This window comes from Thalassotalea sp. Sam97 (genome assembly GCF_041379765.1).
GTDB classification, from domain to species: domain Bacteria; phylum Pseudomonadota; class Gammaproteobacteria; order Enterobacterales; family Alteromonadaceae; genus Thalassotalea_A; species Thalassotalea_A maritima.
On the sequence record NZ_CP166919.1, the window covers coordinates 536190 to 556025 of the forward strand.

Below are 19836 nucleotides of genomic sequence, written 5' to 3' on the forward strand. Positions count from 1 at the left end.
ATGCACTTCAACTTAAAAATTACCTTAATTGCGGCAACACTAATGTGTGTTGCTGCTAGTAACTCTGCATTAGCGCAGACAACACATTGCACAAACTCTGAAAGTAGTAATCAGTGCGGTAAGCTAAAAGGTTGGTATATCGGTTCAGAGTTCAACTACAACAATACCAACTTAAGCTCAGCGGATGTCGAGGAATATTACGATGCTAACGGCATTACTGCTGATGCCATTAGCTTTGATAAATCTGATTTTGGCTACAAAGTATTTGCCGGTTATAAGTTTGATTCATTGTGGTCTGTCGAAGGCGGTTATTTAGATATTGGCGATCGTCAATTACGCTTTTATGGTGAATATACTGATCAACAAACCTTCTATGATACCGCGGAGGATATTTATCCTGAATCGGGTAAAGGCTTATTTATATCTGTTTTAGCATCGTATGCTTTATTTGAAAACATCGATATTGCGGGCAAACTTGGTGTATTTAATTGGCAAGGTAAGTTTGCAACGTCTGAGTTTAGTACTCAGGTAGGTAGTAGTGAAGTATCGGGTACTGATATTTTTTACGGCGCGGAAATTAACTATCAACTAAACCACGATTGGCAGCTATACGCAGCCGCAAATAATTTCCATTTAAACCGCGATACCAACCAACAGCTAGCCGTTGGTGTTCGTTATTTCTTTGGTGTTGCACAAGAGCCAGAGATTATTGCACCAGTCGTTGAACCACCGAAAGATACTGATCAAGATGGCGTTATTGACCCTATAGATCAATGTCCAGGTAGTGATATTCGTTATATCGTTGATGAGCTAGGTTGTACAATTATGGAAGAGCGTCGTGAGCAGTTTAAGTTAGTCATATTATATGCTAACGATAGTGCCTTAATTGATGAGTCTTATAACGAGAAAATTAACGATTTAGCCGAGTTTATCAAAACCTACAATGTGAAACAGCTAACCGTATACGGCCACACCTCGGCACCTGGTAGTCGCTCATATAACCAAGCGCTATCGGAGCGTCGTGCGCAATCTGTTGCTGAAGCACTACATAGTCAATTTGGCATCGCAAAAGACGTTATTAAGCCTATCGGTCGTGGTGAAAATGACTTAATTGACGAAGGTGATAATGAGCAAGCTCATACACTTAACCGACGTATCGAGTTAACCATAAACGAAATTTTAGTGTTGCCTGTAGCTAAACAATAACAATTTAGTTTCAGCAGGAGGACGCAGCAGAACTGTTCCTCGCCGTTATATTCAAAAGCCACCGATTAATCAGGTGGCTTTTATGTTTTTAGGCCTATGGGGGAATATCATTTACTTTGCTAGCACGTATTAAAATAAGCGATTAAGTAATACCAACATTCCATATACAATGCCAATGGTTGTTATCGGAAAATGGCTTGTTAAATATTGTTTGTTCACTTCTAATAATGCTTTTCCTGACAAATGTTCGGTGCTAAACTGAGCTTCTTCGGTTGAATTTGAAACACTATTTCAATTCACATATAGATACAGCGTTATCGCAAGCGTAGCTCGTTTTTCAAACGTCAACGGCGAGCTATTTAATGAGTAAATGTAAATTTTAACAGGACTTTTCACATGGCCAGTCGTGGTGTAAATAAAGTAATTATTGTTGGTAACTTAGGGCAAGATCCTGAGGTACGTTTTTTCCCAAATGGTGGTGCTGTTTGTAACGTAACAGTGGCAACTTCTGAAAGTTGGAAAGATAAGCAAACTGGTGAGCAGAAAGAGCTTACCGAATGGCACCGTATCGTATTTAATGGTCGTCTAGCTGAAATTGCTGGTGAATACTTGAAAAAAGGCTCAAAGGTTTACATTGAAGGTAGCTTGCGCACCCGTAAATGGCAAAATCAGCAAGGCCAAGATCAGTACACCACAGAAATCCGTGCTAATGAAATGCAAATGCTAGACTCTCGTGGCGCAGGCATGAATGCCGGTGGTAGTCAGCAGTTTGGTAATGCCGGTGCTGCAGCTGGTGGTTTCGGGGCGAGTCAAGGTGGTTTCAATAACCAACAGTCTCAACCACAAATGCAACAAGGTGGCTACCAACAAGGCGGTCAATCTAACCAAGGTGGCTTTGGCGGTAACTCAGGTGGTTATCAGCAAGGTGGTCAATCTAATCAAGGTGGTTTCGGCGGTCAACAACAAAGCGGTTTTGGTGGTCAGCAAGCAAGCTCGCAACCAGCGCAACAGCCTAGCCAACAAGCTAAGGTTAACCCACAAGAACCATCAATGGACTTTGATGACGATATTCCGTTCTAAGATCCAAGAAATTTAAAACGTCTTATGTACGTAAAAAAGCCCTGACTGTTCAGGGCTTTTTTGTATCTGGCTGTTTATCTTAGAGCAATAAAGAGTAGCTTAAGGTTACTGCAAAACTTAATTGTTGAGGGCTGTCACATTTGCTTACAAGCTAGATTTGGGTGAACTAGTAATAACCCCAAAATATAGTTAGAGTTATGCTTTAAACTATTAATAAAAGAGAATAAATTTTGAAAATTTTTTGGTCGCTTTTGTTGTTATGTTTATCTACATCAACTTGGGCTCGCAATGAGTCAAAGGTTGATATTTCCATTGTGAAGTCTAAAGACGGTAAGTGGACATTAACATATCAAACACTCGAGCCTGCATCGCGCCTGAGCTTTATTCGAAACCCCGATGATTCTCGAATTGAGCGGTGGCAACCGAAAACCTCAGATTTTGAGATGGTTGTTATTGAAAGCCAGGAGTTTTTGGTTAAAAAAGATGGTTCCAGTTTTACAAAAGTGAGTTTAGAGTTAACGCCAACATACAAGCACCTTAGTAAAGACTATGCACCGTTTTCACCGTATTCAGATGGCGGTACATTAATATACACTGGCCGCTTATTTGCCTGTGTGGAACGTTGTGGGGTTGATGTTAATCAGTGGCATTTTTCACTGCAAGCACCTGAGGGTGAACATATTATCGTTGCGGGTAAGGTGCATACAGGAACGGTGAACTGGGTAGATAGTAATGATGGCATGAATGTCTATGTTGGTTCTCAACATCCGATCGTTACAGACAATGTGATTGCAGTTATTGATCGTGGGTTACCTGAGAGGATAAAGCTTTCATTAGACGCAGATATTCCCAAATTAATGAATTATTTCGAAAACAAGTTAGGAAAACTTGAAGGAGAGAAACCAACCTTATTTGCATCATATGCCAATATTAACGGAAGCTCATCTCAAGGTGGTACCTTGCCAAATCAGATTTTCATGCATTGGAATTTAAAAAACCTAGATAAAAAAGTTAACGATCATACCTTCATTAATGACACGATTTGGTTTTTTGCGCATGAAGTCGCTCATTTATACCAAAGAAGTAGCAAGAGTGAACTTTATGGAGAGGTATCTGAATCATGGCTTCACGAAGGTCATGCAGATTGGTTGGCTGCATTGGCTCTACTAGAACTGTACCCTAACACTGATGCATACGTTAGCGACAAAGTCGACAGATTTAGAGCGCACTGCGCTAAAGGATTAGCCGATTTTCCACTGGCTAAGGCCGCCGATAAGGGACGCTTTGATTTATATTATACCTGCGGATTGCTTATTCATCAGGCTATTGATTTAGCATTGAAAAAAGACAGTAATGAAGATATTTATTCTTTATGGGTAGCGTTTCGTAAGCAGGTTGAGCAGGGTGACCTTAAAGGTAGAGAAACATTTTTAGTTCAGGCTGAACAGTGGACGTCGGCAGATCTTATGAATAGAATCAAGCAGCTAATAGATACGAAGGTTACTCGTCCTGAGGATATACTTAATCAACTCAACATTACACAGTAGTAACACGCCGAATGATCTTGACGTATTCAAGAGTTGATTCATCCCTTATAGAACACAAAACCCAGTCTAATGCTGGGTTTTGTGTGTGTATATCAGCATAGATACACGGCGATGGCGAACACCATGCTGATCATAATATCTTAATGATCATATCTTTATTTAAGCGAGATTTGGGTAGGGCAGCATTATAATCTTCGGCTTGGTCATGATAGCCCATCGCCAAGGCAACATCACAAACATAGCCATCTAGTTCATCTGCAAATACTTGACTAATTAAGTCGCTATCAATACCTTCCATTGTCGTTGAGTCAATTTTTAAGCGTGCTAAGGTGTGCAAGCAATTGCCAAGAGCAATATAGGTTTGAGCTTTAGTCCATGCTGAGGTATTACCTTGCTCATCCATATTAAGTTCAACAAAGGCAAAGGCCGCAAATGCAGCGTCTTTATCCTCCGCAGGGAGTCGGCCATCGGCAATACTTTGTTCAATGACATTGGCAAAGTCATCTCTTGAATATTTGGGGTTATGAGCAAAGAGAATGATATGCGATGCCGTCATTACATGCGGTTGGTTAAATTGAAATAGGTTGGCAAATGTCGAATCTAGGCGATGTTTGGCATTATCGCTCTCGATAACTATAAACTTCCATGGCTGCGAATTAATAGAAGAGGCACTTAGCCTGAGTGCTTCGAGAATAACATCTAAATCTTGTTGAGAGATACGTTTGCTGCTGTCATAGCGTTTTGCTGTATAGCGTTGCTCAAGGTCGCGAATAATGGCATGTGTCATAGCTATCCTCTGTGAGTCATCATTTTTCAGTGCTGATGCTATGAAACTATAGTTGCTTTTTGGGCTAATCGCTCGCAGACGCTTATCATTAAGTTAGTAAAGTAGACTAAGGATTAAAAATAAGCGTGAACACATCACTTTTTCGCTATTTATAGACGAGTCCGAAGTTCTAATAATTCTGGGAAAAAATTAATATCTAAGGCTTTTTTCAAAAATGCCACTCCAGATGAGCCACCTGTGCCCATCTTGTTACCAATTATCCGCTGTACGGTGTACATATGTTTAAAGCGCCAGTTTTGAAATGCATCTTCAATATCCATCAGCTTTTCTGCCAGCTCATACAGTTGGAAGTGGGTTTCGCTGTCTTGATATACGCCGAGCCAAGCTTGCAATACAGATTCGTTAGCTTGATATGGTTGCGTAATATCGCGATTGAGGTGCGCCTTATCGATGTCAAACCCTGCATTTGCAAGCGCTTTAATTGTTTGGTCGTACAAACTCGGTGCGTTAAGTGTGTTATTTAGTTCGATATAAACGTCGCTATCGGCTTGGTGGACTTTGAGCATATCGGCATTTTTGTTGCCGAATAAAAACTCTAGCTTACGATAACCGTATGATTGAAACCCAGACGAATGGCCAAGTGAGTCACGAAATTTCAAGTAATCGACAGGTGTTAGTGTTGATAACACCGCCCACGACTGCGTCAGTTGCACAAAGATTTGCTTAACCCTGGCGATCACCTTGAAGGCGTGGCCAAAATCGCCATCTTGGATGTTTTTTATGGCTGCACTGAGCTCAAATCCGGCGAGTTTTAACCACAATTCGCTCGCTTGATGAATGGTAATAAATAGCATTTCATCATGTTCAGCGGATAATGGTTTTTGCGCACTTAAAATTTGCTTCAAGCACAGATAGTCACCATAGGACATATCATCACTAAAGTCGGTATGAATACTTTGCTCTAAATCGCGGACATTACTCTGTAAATCAGATGACTCACTTTGGGACGAAGGTGACTTATGGTACGGGCAAGGCATTATGCAGCCTCCAATTTAGCGACAGCTAATGAATGGAGTTGTTGATAAATGTGTTCTTCTTGCCAGCATTGTTCAATATTGGGTATAGCCATGATTTCATCCATGATTTGCTTTTGAATATCGCCAGTGCGCAATGCGTATTCATAGGGAATATGTGGTGAAAACGTGACCATAGAATACAGCGGCACCCATAACTCAGGATACATCTCATTAAACTTCGCTTCAATTTTTTTACGTAGTAAAAAGTTTTTATCGCCACTTAACTTGCTCATTTCAATAAAGTTTCGTTTCGCGAGTTCAATGATGGCGTCACCATTTACTTTGCGTTCATCTTGATACGCCGTAAGTATGCTTGTCCAGTCACCATGGTATTTACTTTCGAGCTCTGCCAGTATTCGGCAGTCTTCAAAACCACAGTTCATGCCCTGCCCGTAAAATGGCACCATCGCATGCGCAGCATCGCCTATTAGCGCTACTTTATCGTTAAATACCCAAGGATAGATGTGCACTAAACACAATGATGCAGGGCGTTTTCTGAGAAATTCATTGATAGGATCATTAAGTAGCGGCATGACATCGGCAAAGTTATCGTTAAAAAATGCGCTGGCTTTAGCTTTTGTGTCGAGCGACTCAAAACTTAGTTCGCCTTGATGATTAAGAAACAAGGTACAGGTAAACGAGCCATCATTGTTGGGTAAAGCAATTAACATAAACTCACCACGGGGCCAGATATGCAGCGCATTTTTCTCTAACTTATGAGTGCCATCTGGATTCGCAGGAATCGTCAGTTCGATGTAACTTTGTGGCATATATTCTAATGAGTGGCTAACGCGCTGTCCGGGCAGCTCTTGAGCAAGGCGACGCACTTTAGAAAATGCGCCATCGGCACCGATGAGAATGTCACTGTTGTGTTCGATAACCTTATCGTGATGCGTTAACTGGCTACATGGCTCTGTAAAATTGACGTCAGTTAATGGATGTTGAAAATGTATATTTACGTTGTTGTGTTGCTCCGCTTGGTTCAGCAGCAGCTCATTAATGCCTGCACGGGATACCGACCAAATGGCTTGCCCTTGCTTGCCATAAGCGAGCTTTGTTAACTTACCTTGTTTGTCATGCATAATACGACAATACATCGGGATGGCCTGTTGACGAACTTGTTCATCAACGCCGATTGCTCGCAAGGCCAGCCAACCACGATCAGATAAGGCTAAATTAATCGACTTACCTTGGTATATGTTGTTCTCTCGTGAATCGGGACGAGCTTCAAAAACATCTACGTTATAGCCTTTTTGAGCAAGCATTATCGCTAATAAACTACCTACGGGGCCCGCGCCGGCGATAGCAATATTCTGAGCTTTATTGATACTGTCCATCCGCTACCTCCTTAATTATGCTGCCAGTGCTCTAATAACTGGTGCAATACCTGTCCGAAGTGATATATATCACTAAAGCTGTTATACAGGGGCGCGGGGGATAAACGCACTACATCGGGTTCACGAAAATCGGCAATTACGCCAGAGTCTGTTAGAGCATCAAAAAAGGCTTTATCGGTACCTAGCAGCTTAACCGAAAGTTGACAGCCTCGCTGGTTGGCATTGGTTGGGGTGATAATCTCAAGTTGTACGTTATCAAACTGGCTAACAACGTCGTTAAATACAAACTCAAGGTAACTGGTGAGTTTTAAGCTTTTGCTGCGAAGCTTTGCCATGCCTACATCTGCAAACATATCCAATGATGCTTTTAGTGCTGCCATGCCTAAAACAGGCGCGTTGCTTAGTTGCCAGCCCTCGGCACCAGCCATCGGTTGAAAATTATTTTCCATCAAGAATCGGCGCTGTTTATCGTGTCCCCACCAACCGCCAAAGCGGTTAATATCGGTGTTTTGGCCATGCTTATCATGAACAAAAATTGCTGCGGTATTACCTGGACTGGCATTGAGGTATTTGTAGGTACACCACGCGGCAAAATCTACCTGCCAATCATGTAATTGCAATTCAATATTACCCGCGGCATGAGCCAAGTCGAAACCCGCTAAGGCGCCCACATTATGCGCTGCGCGAGTGAGCTTTTGCATATCAAACACTTGCCCAGTGAAGTAGTTTACGCCGCCTAAAAATACTAAGGCGACTTCGTCACCGTGTTGGCTAATGGTATCGATAATATCTTGCTCGCGAATTAAATGCTCACCAGTACGAGGGGCGACTTCAATAATTGCCTGTTCAGGATCTAAGCCGTGATGGCGTACCTGGGTTTCTAATAAATAGCGATCAGACGGAAACATTTTTGCTTCGGCAATAATTTTAAAGCGCGTGTCGGTCGGCTGATAAAAGGAGACAAACAATAAATGTAAGTTGTTAGTTAGTGAGCCCATACAGACAACTTCAGAGTTATTTGCGCCAACCAGTTGTGCCGATTGAGGGGTAAGTAATTCATGATAACTTAGCCAAGGATTTTTACTATGAAAGTGACCCTCTACGCCCCATTGCGCCCATTGTTCCAGTTCTTCATTTACGTAGTCTTTTATCGCCTTTGGCTGTAGCCCTAAAGAGTTACCGGTAAAGTAAAGAACGGGCTTGTTATTAATTACAGGATGATGAAATTGCTGACGATAACCTTTGAGGGGATCGGTTTCATCCATGGCCGTTGCACATGCCAAGCTGTTTTCAAATGTTTTGCTAGGTAGGGTATGAAAACTACAACCGCCTATTCCTTCAACCGCCACACTAATATGTTGCCCAGGCTCTAGCGCGACGGCTGCTGTGGCCGCACCTGCGAGGATTATTTGTCCAGGCTCTAGTTGTTCACCGCTCTCGGCAATACAACGAGCGGCTTCTATTAACGAGTTTATTGGGTGATCCAAAATAGCCTGACTTGATCCTGTTTGTTGCGCTTGGCCATTTACTAACAGTGTCATCGATAAATCACTGATATCGGTATCAGCAGACTGCCACTGGCCAATAATAAAACCAGTACTGGAGCAGTTATCGGCGATGACATCAGACAAAGAAAACTTAAAATTGCGATATCGTGAGTCAATAATCTCAATAGCTGGGGCGATGGCTTCAATGGCATCTAACGCTTGTTGCTTAGTGACCTTTCCTGATAATGGCGCTTTAAGTTTAAACGCGATTTCTGGCTCGGCTCTTGGGTGCACATAATTGCTTAAGTCAATGCATTGACCTTGTTTAATGCGCATGGCATCGGTTAGTCGGCCCCATATTAAGTCGTCGACACCCATTTGTTGCATTTTGGCACGAGAAGTGAACCCCATTTTATAGCCAACTAAGCGCTCTCCCCGTTGATAGCGTTGTTTAATACTCAACTTTTGTACTTGATAGGCATCGGCTAATGATAACGAACAGTGGTTTGATAATTGCTCAATGCTTTCTGCGTTTAGCGCCGCATTATCAAGCTGTTCGGCGAGTTGGTGTAACATCATAATTAGGCTTCACTTCTTTGTTGTTGGTACTTTTGCGTCTATATATCGCCAAGGTTTCTAAATCGAAAAGAACCGTTCGGCGTTGTTGGCGAGCAACTGTTGTTTTTGTTTATCGCTTAGACTGTTCGCTGTCTTTATTAGCTGCCCCATTTGTTGTTCTCCTAGGGGAAAGGGGTAATCGGTGCCGAACATCAAACGTTCGCTCCCCATTTTTTTAACCAATAAATCAAGGGCATCATGGTCAAATACCGCGGTATCTAAATAAAAGCGATTGAGGTAATGACTTGGTGGGTAAGCTGACTTGCCACGAGCGATATCACGGTGATGCCAAGCGTTATCTAAGCGTCCAAGTAAAAAGGCAAAAGCACCACCGCCATGGGCAAAACAGATTTTGAGACTGCTTGGTAATCGGTCAAAACCGCCACCTAAAATTAATGAGACAATGGATAGCTGTGTTTCAGCTGGCATGCCTACTGTCCAACCCATCATGTAGTCTTTGGTACGCTCACTCGCCATCATATCCCATGGGTGAACAAACACGGCAATATTCTCTTCGGCACAGTGTTGTAAGAAGGTCAGGATGCCTTCGTCATCCATATTCTTAAGACCAACGTGATTGCCAATTTGTACACCAACATGACCAATCTGTTTAGCACGGCTAACCTCTTTACAGGCAAGATCTATGTCTTGCAGGGGGACCTGAGATAAGGCAAATAAACGCTCGGGTGCATGAGTGCAAATCTCAATAGCAGCATCATTAAACATTTGCGCGCAATAATGCGCTTGCGTTGCGGGTTTCTGATAGGCAAACAAAATAGGTGTTGCGGAAATGATTTGTTTATCGACACCAGCATTATCCATCTCTTCAAGTCGAAGTGCAGGATCCCAGCAAGCAGAATAAATCGGTCGAAATGCTTGTTGGCCTTTCATGAGCATCGCTTTACCACCACCTTGGTGTTGTAACCAAGGCCAATCATCGCCACCAAACTTTGCTTGTAGATCGGGCCATGTTTTTGGAAAAAAATGGGAATGAATATCAATAACTCGCATCAATTAACCCTCGCCATTCGCTTGGACGCTAGCCTGCCTGTCATTATTATTAGACGCTTGTTGATCAGGCATTCGCTGTGGGATGCGCACCCAACCTTCGGGAGGTTGTTTACCAGGGTGGCGCTCGCCACATTGTGGGCAAGTACGTGCTTGCTCGTCTTGGTAAAATGCTTGATAAACTTTCGGTAAGTCATCGACAATCGATTTAAGCAATACTTCCGCGCGATGCACCAGTGATTGACAGTTGAAACAATACCATTCAAACGCATCTTTCATCCCCTCGGGGCGTTTTGGCTCGATAACAAGCCCAATGCTGTCTGCTTGGGGACGTTGTGGAGAATGGCGTACGTGCTTAGGGAGAAAAAAGATATCGCCTTCACGAATAACCACATCTTTGCATTGACCGTCTTCGATAATCTTTAGCACCATATCGCCTTTAAGTTGATAGAAGAATTCTTCAACGGGATCATCGTGAAAGTCAGTACGCTGATTAGGGCCGCCAACCACGGTAACCATCATGTCGGTATCTTGCCAAATTTGAACATTACCAACCGGAGGCTTTAACAAATGTCTATGTTCATCAATCCATGCTTGAAAATTAAAGGCTTTTAATTGACTCATGTTGTCCTCACTTGAGCGGTTTATAGGCAACCGCTTTACACTCTATCAATAGGTGCGGATGCGGTAACTGATGCACTGCAACGGTGGTGCGAGTTGGGCCGTCATAGTCAAAATACTCAGCGTAAACTTGGTTGTATCCCGCAAAGTCATTCATATTGACTAAAAACGTGTTAATTTCGACTAAATCTTTAAGACTGGCATCAACCGATGCCAGTAAGTCTTTTATATTTTCGATTACAGCTCGGGTTTGTTCGCGAATATCAAGGTCGGTTGCACCCATGTCATCAACAACTACCCCTGCAAAACTGTTGTCTGCTCGACGCGACGATGTCCCGGAAATAAAAATAAAATCTCCTGCGCGTTTCACATGCGGAAACTTACCTCGCGGTGTGGCTTTGCCGTCGACGACTTTCGCCTTGATGGTCATGTGTTTGATCCTTGTGTTATCGGTTATTTTCAAACTAGGGCTTGTGAGCTGTTTGCAAACGATTGATCATTGTTGCATTAAGTCTTGTGGTCAATCTGGATACAAATATTGCTAGGCTCGGTATAAAAATTAAGTGAGTGTTGGCCGCCTTCACGGCCGATGCCTGATAACTTCGTGCCGCCAAAAGGAGTTCGTAAATCACGTAAAAACCAGGTATTGACCCAGACTAAGCCCACCTGCATTTGTGCTGCGGTACGATGTGCACGGGCTAAGTTCTCGGTCCAAATCGATGCCGCTAAGCCGTATTCTGTGGCATTGGCACGGGCAATGACTTCGTCTTCATCATCAAATACAGAGATGTGACAAATGGGGCCAAAAATTTCTTCTTGATTGGTGCGTGCGTCATCGGCAAGGCCGCTAATGATTGTCGGTTCGATAAAGTAGCCCTGATCACGCTCGTCATTAAATTTAGGAACACCACCGCCGGTGATGAAAACGGCCCCTTCGTGTTTTGCTAACTGATAGTAGCTCAGCACTTTTTGTTGATGCGCTTTTGATACTAACGGCCCCATAAAGACGTCTTTATTGTCTGGGTAGCCAATACAAAGCGATTCCGCTTGTTGTTTTAATTGGCTAACGAAATCCTCGAAAATACTCCGATGTACGAACACTTTTTCAGTACACAGACACACTTGGCCGCAATTGGTAAAACTAGAACGCGCCACACCTTTAACGGCTTTGTTGACATCAGCATCATCAAAAACAATGGCTGAGTTCTTACCACCAAGTTCGAATGATATTGGTTTCACGTGATGCGCAGCATTATGCATGATGCGTTTACCTGTTGCCGATGCACCGGTAAAAGTTATGGCATCAATGTCAGGATGACCGGTTATGTGGTCGCCAATGACGTTACCCCTGCCAAGCAATAAATTAAAAGCCCCTTTAGGAATACCTACCTCATCCATGATCTGGGCTAGCAAGTACATGGTCGATGATGTTTCTTCTGAAGGTTTGACGATAACCGAATTACCACAGGCCATGGCTGGTGCAATCTTCCAAGTGGCCAAAAGCAGCGGTAAATTCCATGGCGAGATAATCGCAACGACGCCTAGCGGCTTATTTACCGTGTAATTTAGTGCGCTATCGCCATTGCTTTGTTCGCTAATGAAGGTTTCGCCACCATGAAATTTCACCATGTCAGCGAAGGTGCGAAAATTTGCCGTACCGCGCGGGATATCAATGGTTTTTAATTGATGCAGTGATTTGCCGGTATCACGCATCTCCGCTTCGATAAATTCTTGCTCGCGTTCAGCCATTTTATCGGCAACTTGATGCAATAGGGCGCTACGCTTAGCCGTACCCATTTTGCCCCAAGTATATTGCTGTGCATATTGGGCGGCGGTGACAGCTTGGTCGATGATTTGTGCGTTTGCTTCGCTAATAGTGCCTATTTTGCTGCCATTAACCGGATTAATGTTGTCGAAATAGACTTGGCTATCGATAAACTCACCATCGACATAACAAAACAAATCGTTGCTATTGGCCATAAAATCAAAGTGTTAATAAATAATAATTAACTCTAGCGTGTTTATTTGGATAACAAAAATTTTGAAAAATGACTGATTTAATAAAAAAAATGAATGAATAATGATTCAAAATTTGTATTAAACAATAAAATTTATTCAATTAATTTATGTTGGTAATAATCGGTATATTGAAATAAACGCACCAGTGGTGGTGCGACTTATTGGGCATTGAGGTTATGGCATGGATATGATTTATCGGCAATTTAATAAGCAACAGCTAGAAACCGAGTACTCGCCAAGCAGTTGTGTTGATGACATTGCCCCCTTCATTGGGCAGTACATTAAGCAAAGTGAAGCGGCCGAGCAACTAGCCGTGGCAAAACAGCGGGTGCTAAAAGATATTGCTTATGGTGATAATCGCGATCAAGTGTTGGATTTATTCCTACCAATGGACGAAGAATCAAATCAAGGCTGTTTACATGTCTACATTCATGGCGGTTATTGGCAAGAGTTGAGCAAACAAGAATCGAGTTTTGCTGCAACCAACTTTCAGCGCCATGGCTGCCATTTTGCGGTAATCAACTATAGCTTAGCGCCATCGGCAACGTTAACAGAAATTGTTGAGCAAAATCGACGCGCTTTGGCTTATTTGTATTTACACGCCGAACACTATGGCTACCGTCGCGATAAAATTTATGTAAGCGGTAGCTCTGCCGGTGCACACTTGGCAATGCTCATGGCGCAAACTCATTGGGATGGCTATTTATCTGTGGAAGCTGACGCCTCAATAATTGCCGGTATCTGCGCAGTAAGCGGTATCTATGATATTGAACCGATCGTTCACACTTACGTTAACGAGCCATTACAACTGACCGTTACCGAAATTGAAAAGCTTAGCCCGCTCGCCTTGCCATCGAAAGTACAGTGTCCCGTGATCATTGCCTATGGGGATAATGAAACCAGCGAATTTAAACGACAAAGCAATCATATGGCAACATTGCTCAACGTTGTGCCAGAGTGCATTAAAGGTCGCAACCACTTTGATGTCATTCTTGATTTAGCGGATAGCAGCAGTACATTATTTGAACTTGTGGCTCGGCAAATGCGGCTATAGCTTATCCCAACACGTGCTTCGTGATTTGATGAGTTGGCTGCCTGGCACTAACAACGGCCAAAATTAAGCACAACGAAAGCTAAGTGAAACTAAAGTCATTATTGCTGCTGTAACACGTTAATTAGCTCACTAGCAGCGCTGCAAATCGCCGGTTGTTTGCCATAAGCCACATGCCAGTATATAGCTAACCCAGAATTTGTCAGTGTGCGGTTGCTTACTTGGTGTGTCAAAAGGTATGGCTCTAGTAAAGTTTTAGCCATTATCGTTACCCCTAGGTTTACATTGACTAAGTCGACAATGGCCTCGTTAAAGCCGACCTGCATGACTTTTTTGGGAATGACATTGGCCGGTTTAAAAAACAATTCATATTCACGGTCCTTTTCCGGCACCGTGCTGTTGGTTATGTAAGTTGCTTGCCGAAAGTCCTCGGCGACTAAGTAATTTTTTTTCGTCAGGGGATTATCCTTCGCTAACAGCGCTTGTAATTCATCTTTTACAACACATTGAGACTTATAGGTGTGGTCATCTAATTTAATGCTGTCATGTGCACTGCATATTAGCGCCACATCAACATCACCGTTGTATAAGGCTTGAATTGGCTGCTGCTGAGAGTTGGCGATGATTTCTAATTCAACGTGCGGCAGGGTTTGCTCAAAATGGTTAATGGCTTTGGGTAGCCATTTGAGTGATGAGTAATTAGGCACCCCTAAACGCACGACTTGCTCAACGCCATCAGACAGGCGAGAAATGTCATGCTCTGCGCGAGCTAACTCTTCGAGTATTTTATTGGCAGAATACAGCAGTCGTTTACCCGACGAGGTAATAATTAACTTTCTGCCACGGCGCACAAATAGCTCTGTGTTAAGGCGTCGTTCTGCCTCGCGAATGCGGTTTGTTAGCGCTGGTTGGGTGATGAATAATCGCTCTGCTGCTTCTTTTACGGTATCGGAGCTGGCGATGGTTGAGATCATCTTAAGATGACTTACGTTCAATTGACTTTTTGCAAAATTCATACGCTAACAGGCCTATAAATTATTGAAATAATTTATGATTAAAGACAGAAAGATAATATTATTTAAACAATCTAAAGGAGTCGATAGTGTTTCGCAATAGCTAGCGTCTATTAGCTGATACTGATGACGAACCAAACCGTGAACAGTGCAATAAAAAAAGCGACTATCCTAGCCGCCTTTTTCAAGTGAATTGCTGTTTTCGCGTTAGTAACCTATTGCCATACCATCTTTGCGCATTTCGCTGGCGCCATGGTATACACCCGTTTGTGGATCGCGCCATATCGCTTGATAACCACCAAACGGACCAGAGGTCACATCAATTTTATGGCCACGGCGTTGCAACTCGCGCACAACATCGGCGTTAATGCCACTTTCTAACTCAAGCGTGCCACCGTCTTGCATACGTCCTTGCCACGTCGGCTCGGTTGAACCGCGATGGTGATAACGTGCCGCATCGCCAGATTGTTGTACCCCCATACCAAAGTCGATGATATTCGCCACCATTTGTACATGTCCTTGCGGTTGCATCGCCCCGCCCATCAAACCAAAGCTCATCAATGGTTGTCCGTTTTTACTTAAAAAAGCAGGAATGATGGTGTGAAAAGGGCGCTTATTGGGTGCGTAAACATTAGGATGACCTTCGCTTAAGGAATATTGGGCACCTCGATTTTGGAAAATAAAACCTAAACCATCGGCGACTAAACCCGATCCCATACCACGATAATTACTTTGAATAAGCGACACCATCATGCCATCTTTATCGGCCACCGTAAGGTAAATGGTATCGCCATCAATCAGCTTAGGATCGCCATGCTCTACTTGGTTTGCAGCGCTATTCATATCGATAAGGTGACGACGCTCGGCGGCATACTGTTTTGATAACAACCCGTTAAGGGGGATATCGTAATAGTCTGGGTCGGCATAGAAACGAGCACGGTCTTCAAAGGCTAGTTTTTTTGCTTCGGTCATAACGTGCAGGTAATCGGCGCTATTATGGCCCATTGCCTGTAGGTCGTAGCCTTCAAGGATATTGAGCATTTGTAGTGCGGCAATACCTTGTCCATTTGGTGGTAGTTCCCAGACATCGTAGCCGCGATAGTTAACCGAAACAGGCTCTATCCAAGTGCTGGTGTGACTGGTAAAATCCTCTTTGCGCAGTGCGCCGCCAATACGCTTGAAATACGCATCCATGATATCGGCAATATCACCTTGATAAAATGCATCGCGACCACCTTGGGCAATTTTTGTAAGGGTGTTACCTAAATAAGGGTTTTTGAATATTTGTCCCTCTTTGGGATACTTGCCATCGATAAGAAAGGTGGCTTGATAATTGGCGATCTCTTCAATTTCTCCTGCTTTAAATAAACGTTCGTATCGCTCTTGATAAATGCCCATGTAATACGAGACAACTTCGGTTACAGGGAAGCCTTGGTAAGCGTAATCGATAGCGGGCTGTAAGTTATCGGTCATGGCTAACTTGCCAAACTTGCCGTGTAATTCAAACCAGGCATCTACAGTGCCAGGCACAGTTACCGGAGCGCTACCCCAATTAGGAATTTCTTTAACATCACCTATTTTTTGTTTAAGTTGTGCTAAGGTTTGTCCTTTTGCTGAGCGACCAGAGCCATTTAAACCGTATATTTTCTCGGTTTTTGGATCCCAGACAATAGCAAATAAATCCCCACCTATACCATTACCTGTTGGTTCCATTAAACCGATGGCAGCATTGGCAGCAATGGCCGCATCAACGGCGCTACCACCTTGTTTTAGAATATCGATGGCAACTTGGCTAGCCAAAGGGTGTGAAGTCGCGGCCATGCCATTTAGGCCTAAAACTGCCGAGCGAGTAGCGAATGGCGCGCTGACGACACGGTCTCCACGGCCGTCTTCGCGCATTTGTACAGGACGATTATCGTCGCCTACATAGACAACTCTAGGGTCTTGAACGCTGGTTTGCGAACTGCAAGCAGATAAAAAGTTAACGGCACTTAGACCTAACAGAAATGATTTTTTACGCATATGCTGAGATTCGTTTGTCATTATTGTTGTTAATGCAATCACAATGACAAAAAATGCATACAAGGTAAAGAAGGCGCAATGAAATATAAGTCGAGAATTAATCTCTGTATTAACGGCAATGCGCTTGACGTTTTTTTACTAATGCTGATATCGAATGCAGTCATCGCGTTCGCCTCTGCGCGAAAGGCGAACTTAGCTATTTAAAAAGTGATGGGCTGATCAGACAAAATCTGAAGTAAAAATGGTGTCAGACCAAAAATACCTAATGACATAAAAATAGTAAGGGTTATTAGCGCGCTACTCGCCAAATATTTTAATTTAGTACTAGGTCTTTCACTGGCGTAAAAATACAACTGTGCGACAGCGAGCGGAATAAAGAAACAACCAAAAGTCCAGATGCTGAAGAATGGATCACCAAACGCAGGTTGAGCGCCAATTAAGCTGCCCGAAATCATGTAACTGAAAGTGCCCACTCTAAGGAACCACTGAGCATTAGAGACTAAAAACAGTCTTATAGCCCATTTTCTATGCTCTGCTAATTTTCTACGGCGAGCACTTTTAACCGTTAAGTATGCAAAAGCAATAATTAACAAGCCGTTTATCGTGGTTCCGGTGGCAGAAAGAGTACCTGGACTCGCATCTCTAATCCAAGATAAATAGAATCCTGAAAAGGCTAATAATAAGACGGTGATTAAATATATATATCCATTTATTTTATGAAACTTTGGCAGTAAAGCTCTAACTTTGGGAATCAGCTGTAGAGCACCGCCAAATGCGACAATTCCCGCCCCTATCGCATGAAATGCAAAAGCTGTGTTACCTAGCGTGTCTCCTTCTTTATAGGGGCTGCTCCCCATCGCCTCCCATCGGTTCCAGATTTGAAGGTTATTTTCAATAACCGAGAATCCATAAAATGCCATGATGTAGTAAAAGAAAAGCCACTGACCAACGAAAACAGCAATAAACCAAAATGTTGCTGAATGCGTTAACAGCTTCTTTGCAAATTCTGTATTGCCTTGCTTTGATTGCGGTGTAGAGCTAGTGACTTTTTCATGCTTTTCTTCTAATGAAATATTCTTCGATAGGGTTTCCAAAATACGTACCTGTATAAATTGATGTCAGTTGCCATCAATTTATACAGGTACGCATGTGAACTATCGTCCGAATGGGCATATCTGGACGAATTAGCTATTTGTTTGTCTGTTATTTGTACTAATTTAAGGCTTTGTAGGCTGTTGGCGTTTCACCGACTAATTTTTTGAATGCTGAGTTAAAAGTAGATTTTGACTTAAATCCCACTTCAAAAGCGATAGATGCTACGAGCATTTCACTATTGCGTAGAAGCTGTTTTGCATGCTCAATTCTGTAGCCGTTTACAAATAAAAAGAAGTTCGTTTTCAGATATTGAGAAAGTGTCTCGGATATATGATTTTCTGATTCACCAATAGATTTCGACAACTTATTTAACGACAAGTCATCTTGCAAAAACAGTTTATCCTCAGTCATAGCGGATTCCAGCTTTGCCGCGATTAATTGCATTTTTTCATTAGATAAAATTGCCGCTCTCGTTTTAACAGCTTTAGATTTGCCTTTGTCTGATTCTTTCAATACTTTTTGAGCAAGAGCACTGTGAATAAAAACGGCTAGAGCAATCGCAGTAATTACCGGCAATACAGTACCAGTTCCAAACCAATGAAGCCCAAGTGCATTTAGGGAAAATTCCAACGAGTACATTAACCAAGCTGTTCCCCATATAAACAATACGCTTTTAAACCAACCAACTGAGCGTTGCTCAATTTCAGAAAATCGCTCCATTAACTGTTTAACATGAGAATTGTGTAATTTTAACGCCATCGCCAAGAATGACAGGGTATACACAATAAAGATGATGGTAGTGGATAAACAGGTTAATACGGCTATTTTCCATAGCTGTGGATCTCTAGTTTCAGGATTGGCTAACGCCAGCTTTTGTGCAGGTGTAATCATAAAGATAAATGGCAACATCACAAGAACGACTATGACCGGGCCTGATACTGCAAGTAGCGTTACCCCCTTATTTATTGCCTTATCAGCAGACATAGTCGCATGAGCATAAAAATAAAGTGCAGGCCCAAGTAATACTTTGAAAGGCAATTCTAATCCGGCTATTCCAGGTGCATGTACATATGCCGCCGAAGATATAAAAAGCTCACCAGCTAAATGCACCATTAACAGCAACAAAATCCCTTTAAGAAAAGTATTCTGACGATCATTGGGTCTTTTGAATACATCTATGGAGGCAAGTATGACCATTCCCATCATGCAAGAATATAAAACTGTAGGAAAAACGTTAACCATTGATGTACCAGATAGAAGCGATTGTATTTCGTCGCTAACTATAAAGCTCACACACAACGTCAGTCAAACAAGACAATAGTATTTGAGCAATATGAGGGGTATAAAATAACCGGCTATTTAAGTCAGCTTTCATTGAACTGCTTGTTTACCTAAAAATAGTGACGAATTAATTTTATTTTTCGTCTTCGAACTCAAATAAGGTAACAAGCTTTTGTCGATTGCCTTCAAGCTCCGCTTTGCCATCTTGATCGATACAGGGGGGCAAATATTCAACCGTAACGGCATTTAATCCTTCGATGATATTTAATACTTTGATATCGCATTTTCCATATTTGCCTAAATAGTAAAGTAGGCCTTTTTCATATTCACTTTTTGACTGAACGGCATCAAAACTAGGGTGCTCAAAAGTCGCATCCATGGTTAACAGTGACAAAAGTTTTGCAACATCAGTTTCAGTTGAGTTCTTATGTTCAACAGCTTTTTGCGCTTGAAAATATTCATTTACTTTGTCTGTTAGGGGGTGTGCATAGCTAGCGTTTGAGAACAGCAACAGACATATTAATCCATGTTTTAACTTCATTGTTTTTTCCTTTGGATATAGACATTAGTTTTAATAACAGAGATTTA

Annotated in this window: 17 protein-coding genes; 4 read left to right on the forward strand and 13 right to left on the reverse strand. The window is 42.5% G+C overall.

From position 1 onward, the window contains the following. From ACAX20_RS02310 to ACAX20_RS02320, 3 genes are all read left to right on the forward strand, one after another. Positions 1 to 1206 carry an OmpA family protein gene (locus ACAX20_RS02310; RefSeq protein WP_371188259.1) on the forward strand — a complete coding sequence of 402 codons (1206 nt, stop codon included), beginning with the start codon at positions 1 to 3 and terminating at the stop codon, positions 1204 to 1206. Between the two features lie 396 nt (positions 1207 to 1602). Further along, positions 1603 to 2286, forward strand: coding sequence for a single-stranded DNA-binding protein (gene ssb, locus ACAX20_RS02315; RefSeq protein ID WP_371188260.1), 684 nt, complete (start codon positions 1603 to 1605; stop codon positions 2284 to 2286). A 230-nt stretch (positions 2287 to 2516) separates the two neighbouring features. Continuing rightward, on the forward strand, positions 2517 to 3833 hold the full coding sequence (locus tag ACAX20_RS02320) for a hypothetical protein (RefSeq protein WP_371188261.1): 1317 nt from the start codon (positions 2517 to 2519) through the stop codon (positions 3831 to 3833). 130 nt (positions 3834 to 3963) lie between these two features. Here ACAX20_RS02320 and ACAX20_RS02325 read toward each other — a convergent pair whose 3' ends face one another. The 8 genes from ACAX20_RS02325 to ACAX20_RS02360 form a co-directional block, all read right to left on the reverse strand. After that, positions 3964 to 4620 carry a nitroreductase family protein gene (locus tag ACAX20_RS02325; RefSeq protein ID WP_371188263.1) on the reverse strand — a complete coding sequence of 219 codons (657 nt, stop codon included), beginning with the start codon at positions 4618 to 4620 and terminating at the stop codon, positions 3964 to 3966. Positions 4621 to 4769: 149 nt separating this feature from the next. Continuing rightward, entirely contained in the window at positions 4770 to 5657 is an 888-nt protein-coding gene (locus ACAX20_RS02330) for a tryptophan 2,3-dioxygenase (protein ID WP_371188264.1), read from the reverse strand. Then, the gene (locus ACAX20_RS02335; RefSeq protein WP_371188266.1) at positions 5657 to 7033 is read right to left on the reverse strand and encodes an FAD-dependent oxidoreductase; all 1377 of its coding nucleotides are present in this window, start codon (positions 7031 to 7033) and stop codon (positions 5657 to 5659) included. The genes ACAX20_RS02330 and ACAX20_RS02335 overlap by 1 nt, the downstream gene beginning before the upstream one ends. An 11-nt stretch (positions 7034 to 7044) precedes the next feature. Beyond that, the gene (gene kynU / locus ACAX20_RS02340; RefSeq protein ID WP_371188267.1) at positions 7045 to 9099 is read right to left on the reverse strand and encodes a kynureninase; all 2055 of its coding nucleotides are present in this window, start codon (positions 9097 to 9099) and stop codon (positions 7045 to 7047) included. A 57-nt stretch (positions 9100 to 9156) separates the two neighbouring features. Further along, positions 9157 to 10149 (reverse strand): amidohydrolase family protein, encoded by a 993-nt coding sequence (locus tag ACAX20_RS02345; protein WP_371188269.1) that lies wholly within the window; start codon positions 10147 to 10149, stop codon positions 9157 to 9159. Between the two features lie 3 nt (positions 10150 to 10152). After that, positions 10153 to 10770: a 3-hydroxyanthranilate 3,4-dioxygenase gene (locus tag ACAX20_RS02350; RefSeq protein WP_371188270.1), complete on the reverse strand. Its 618-nt coding sequence runs from the start codon at positions 10768 to 10770 to the stop codon at positions 10153 to 10155. Positions 10771 to 10777: 7 nt separating this feature from the next. After that, entirely contained in the window at positions 10778 to 11197 is a 420-nt protein-coding gene (locus ACAX20_RS02355; protein WP_371188272.1) for a RidA family protein, read from the reverse strand. Between the two features lie 77 nt (positions 11198 to 11274). Beyond that, positions 11275 to 12747 (reverse strand): 2-hydroxymuconic semialdehyde dehydrogenase, encoded by a 1473-nt coding sequence (locus ACAX20_RS02360; protein ID WP_371188274.1) that lies wholly within the window; start codon positions 12745 to 12747, stop codon positions 11275 to 11277. A gap of 220 nt (positions 12748 to 12967) precedes the next feature. On the opposite strand from ACAX20_RS02360, the gene ACAX20_RS02365 reads away from it, so the two are divergent. Next, the gene (locus tag ACAX20_RS02365) at positions 12968 to 13840 is read left to right on the forward strand and encodes an alpha/beta hydrolase (protein ID WP_371188275.1); all 873 of its coding nucleotides are present in this window, start codon (positions 12968 to 12970) and stop codon (positions 13838 to 13840) included. A 98-nt stretch (positions 13841 to 13938) separates the two neighbouring features. Here the strand turns inward: ACAX20_RS02365 and ACAX20_RS02370 are convergent, their stop codons facing one another. From ACAX20_RS02370 to ACAX20_RS02390, 5 genes are all read right to left on the reverse strand, one after another. Continuing rightward, positions 13939 to 14853, reverse strand: a complete 915-nt coding sequence (locus ACAX20_RS02370) for a LysR family transcriptional regulator (RefSeq protein WP_371188277.1) — start codon at positions 14851 to 14853, stop codon at positions 13939 to 13941. Positions 14854 to 15057: 204 nt separating this feature from the next. Next, positions 15058 to 16749, reverse strand: a complete 1692-nt coding sequence (gene ggt, locus ACAX20_RS02375; RefSeq protein ID WP_371189555.1) for a gamma-glutamyltransferase — start codon at positions 16747 to 16749, stop codon at positions 15058 to 15060. A gap of 323 nt (positions 16750 to 17072) precedes the next feature. Continuing rightward, positions 17073 to 17966: a DUF2306 domain-containing protein gene (locus tag ACAX20_RS02380; RefSeq protein ID WP_371188278.1), complete on the reverse strand. Its 894-nt coding sequence runs from the start codon at positions 17964 to 17966 to the stop codon at positions 17073 to 17075. Between the two features lie 118 nt (positions 17967 to 18084). Continuing rightward, positions 18085 to 19209, reverse strand: a complete 1125-nt coding sequence (locus ACAX20_RS02385) for a helix-turn-helix domain-containing protein (protein ID WP_371188280.1) — start codon at positions 19207 to 19209, stop codon at positions 18085 to 18087. Positions 19210 to 19381: 172 nt separating this feature from the next. Further along, positions 19382 to 19789, reverse strand: coding sequence for a nuclear transport factor 2 family protein (locus ACAX20_RS02390; protein ID WP_371188281.1), 408 nt, complete (start codon positions 19787 to 19789; stop codon positions 19382 to 19384). Between the last annotated feature and the right edge of the window lie 47 nt (positions 19790 to 19836).

What these genes read in the sequence shown, in the direction of transcription:
- ACAX20_RS02310 (WP_371188259.1), top strand. Translation starts at nt 1, where the DNA reads ATGCACTTCAACTTAAAAATTACCTTAATTGCGGCAACACTAATGTGT.
- ssb (WP_371188260.1), top strand. Translation starts at nt 1,603, where the DNA reads ATGGCCAGTCGTGGTGTAAATAAAGTAATTATTGTTGGTAACTTAGGG.
- ACAX20_RS02325 (WP_371188263.1), bottom strand. Translation starts at nt 4,620, where the DNA reads ATGACACATGCCATTATTCGCGACCTTGAGCAACGCTATACAGCAAAA.
- ACAX20_RS02330 (WP_371188264.1), bottom strand. Translation starts at nt 5,657, where the DNA reads ATGCCTTGCCCGTACCATAAGTCACCTTCGTCCCAAAGTGAGTCATCT.
- ACAX20_RS02335 (WP_371188266.1), bottom strand. Translation starts at nt 7,033, where the DNA reads ATGGACAGTATCAATAAAGCTCAGAATATTGCTATCGCCGGCGCGGGC.
- kynU (WP_371188267.1), bottom strand. Translation starts at nt 9,099, where the DNA reads ATGATGTTACACCAACTCGCCGAACAGCTTGATAATGCGGCGCTAAAC.
- ACAX20_RS02345 (WP_371188269.1), bottom strand. Translation starts at nt 10,149, where the DNA reads ATGCGAGTTATTGATATTCATTCCCATTTTTTTCCAAAAACATGGCCC.
- ACAX20_RS02350 (WP_371188270.1), bottom strand. Translation starts at nt 10,770, where the DNA reads ATGAGTCAATTAAAAGCCTTTAATTTTCAAGCATGGATTGATGAACAT.
- ACAX20_RS02355 (WP_371188272.1), bottom strand. Translation starts at nt 11,197, where the DNA reads ATGACCATCAAGGCGAAAGTCGTCGACGGCAAAGCCACACCGCGAGGT.
- ACAX20_RS02360 (WP_371188274.1), bottom strand. Translation starts at nt 12,747, where the DNA reads ATGGCCAATAGCAACGATTTGTTTTGTTATGTCGATGGTGAGTTTATC.
- ACAX20_RS02365 (WP_371188275.1), top strand. Translation starts at nt 12,968, where the DNA reads ATGGATATGATTTATCGGCAATTTAATAAGCAACAGCTAGAAACCGAG.
- ACAX20_RS02370 (WP_371188277.1), bottom strand. Translation starts at nt 14,853, where the DNA reads ATGAATTTTGCAAAAAGTCAATTGAACGTAAGTCATCTTAAGATGATC.
- ggt (WP_371189555.1), bottom strand. Translation starts at nt 16,749, where the DNA reads ATGCGCGAAGACGGCCGTGGAGACCGTGTCGTCAGCGCGCCATTCGCT.
- ACAX20_RS02385 (WP_371188280.1), bottom strand. Translation starts at nt 19,209, where the DNA reads ATGGTTAACGTTTTTCCTACAGTTTTATATTCTTGCATGATGGGAATG.
- ACAX20_RS02390 (WP_371188281.1), bottom strand. Translation starts at nt 19,789, where the DNA reads ATGAAGTTAAAACATGGATTAATATGTCTGTTGCTGTTCTCAAACGCT.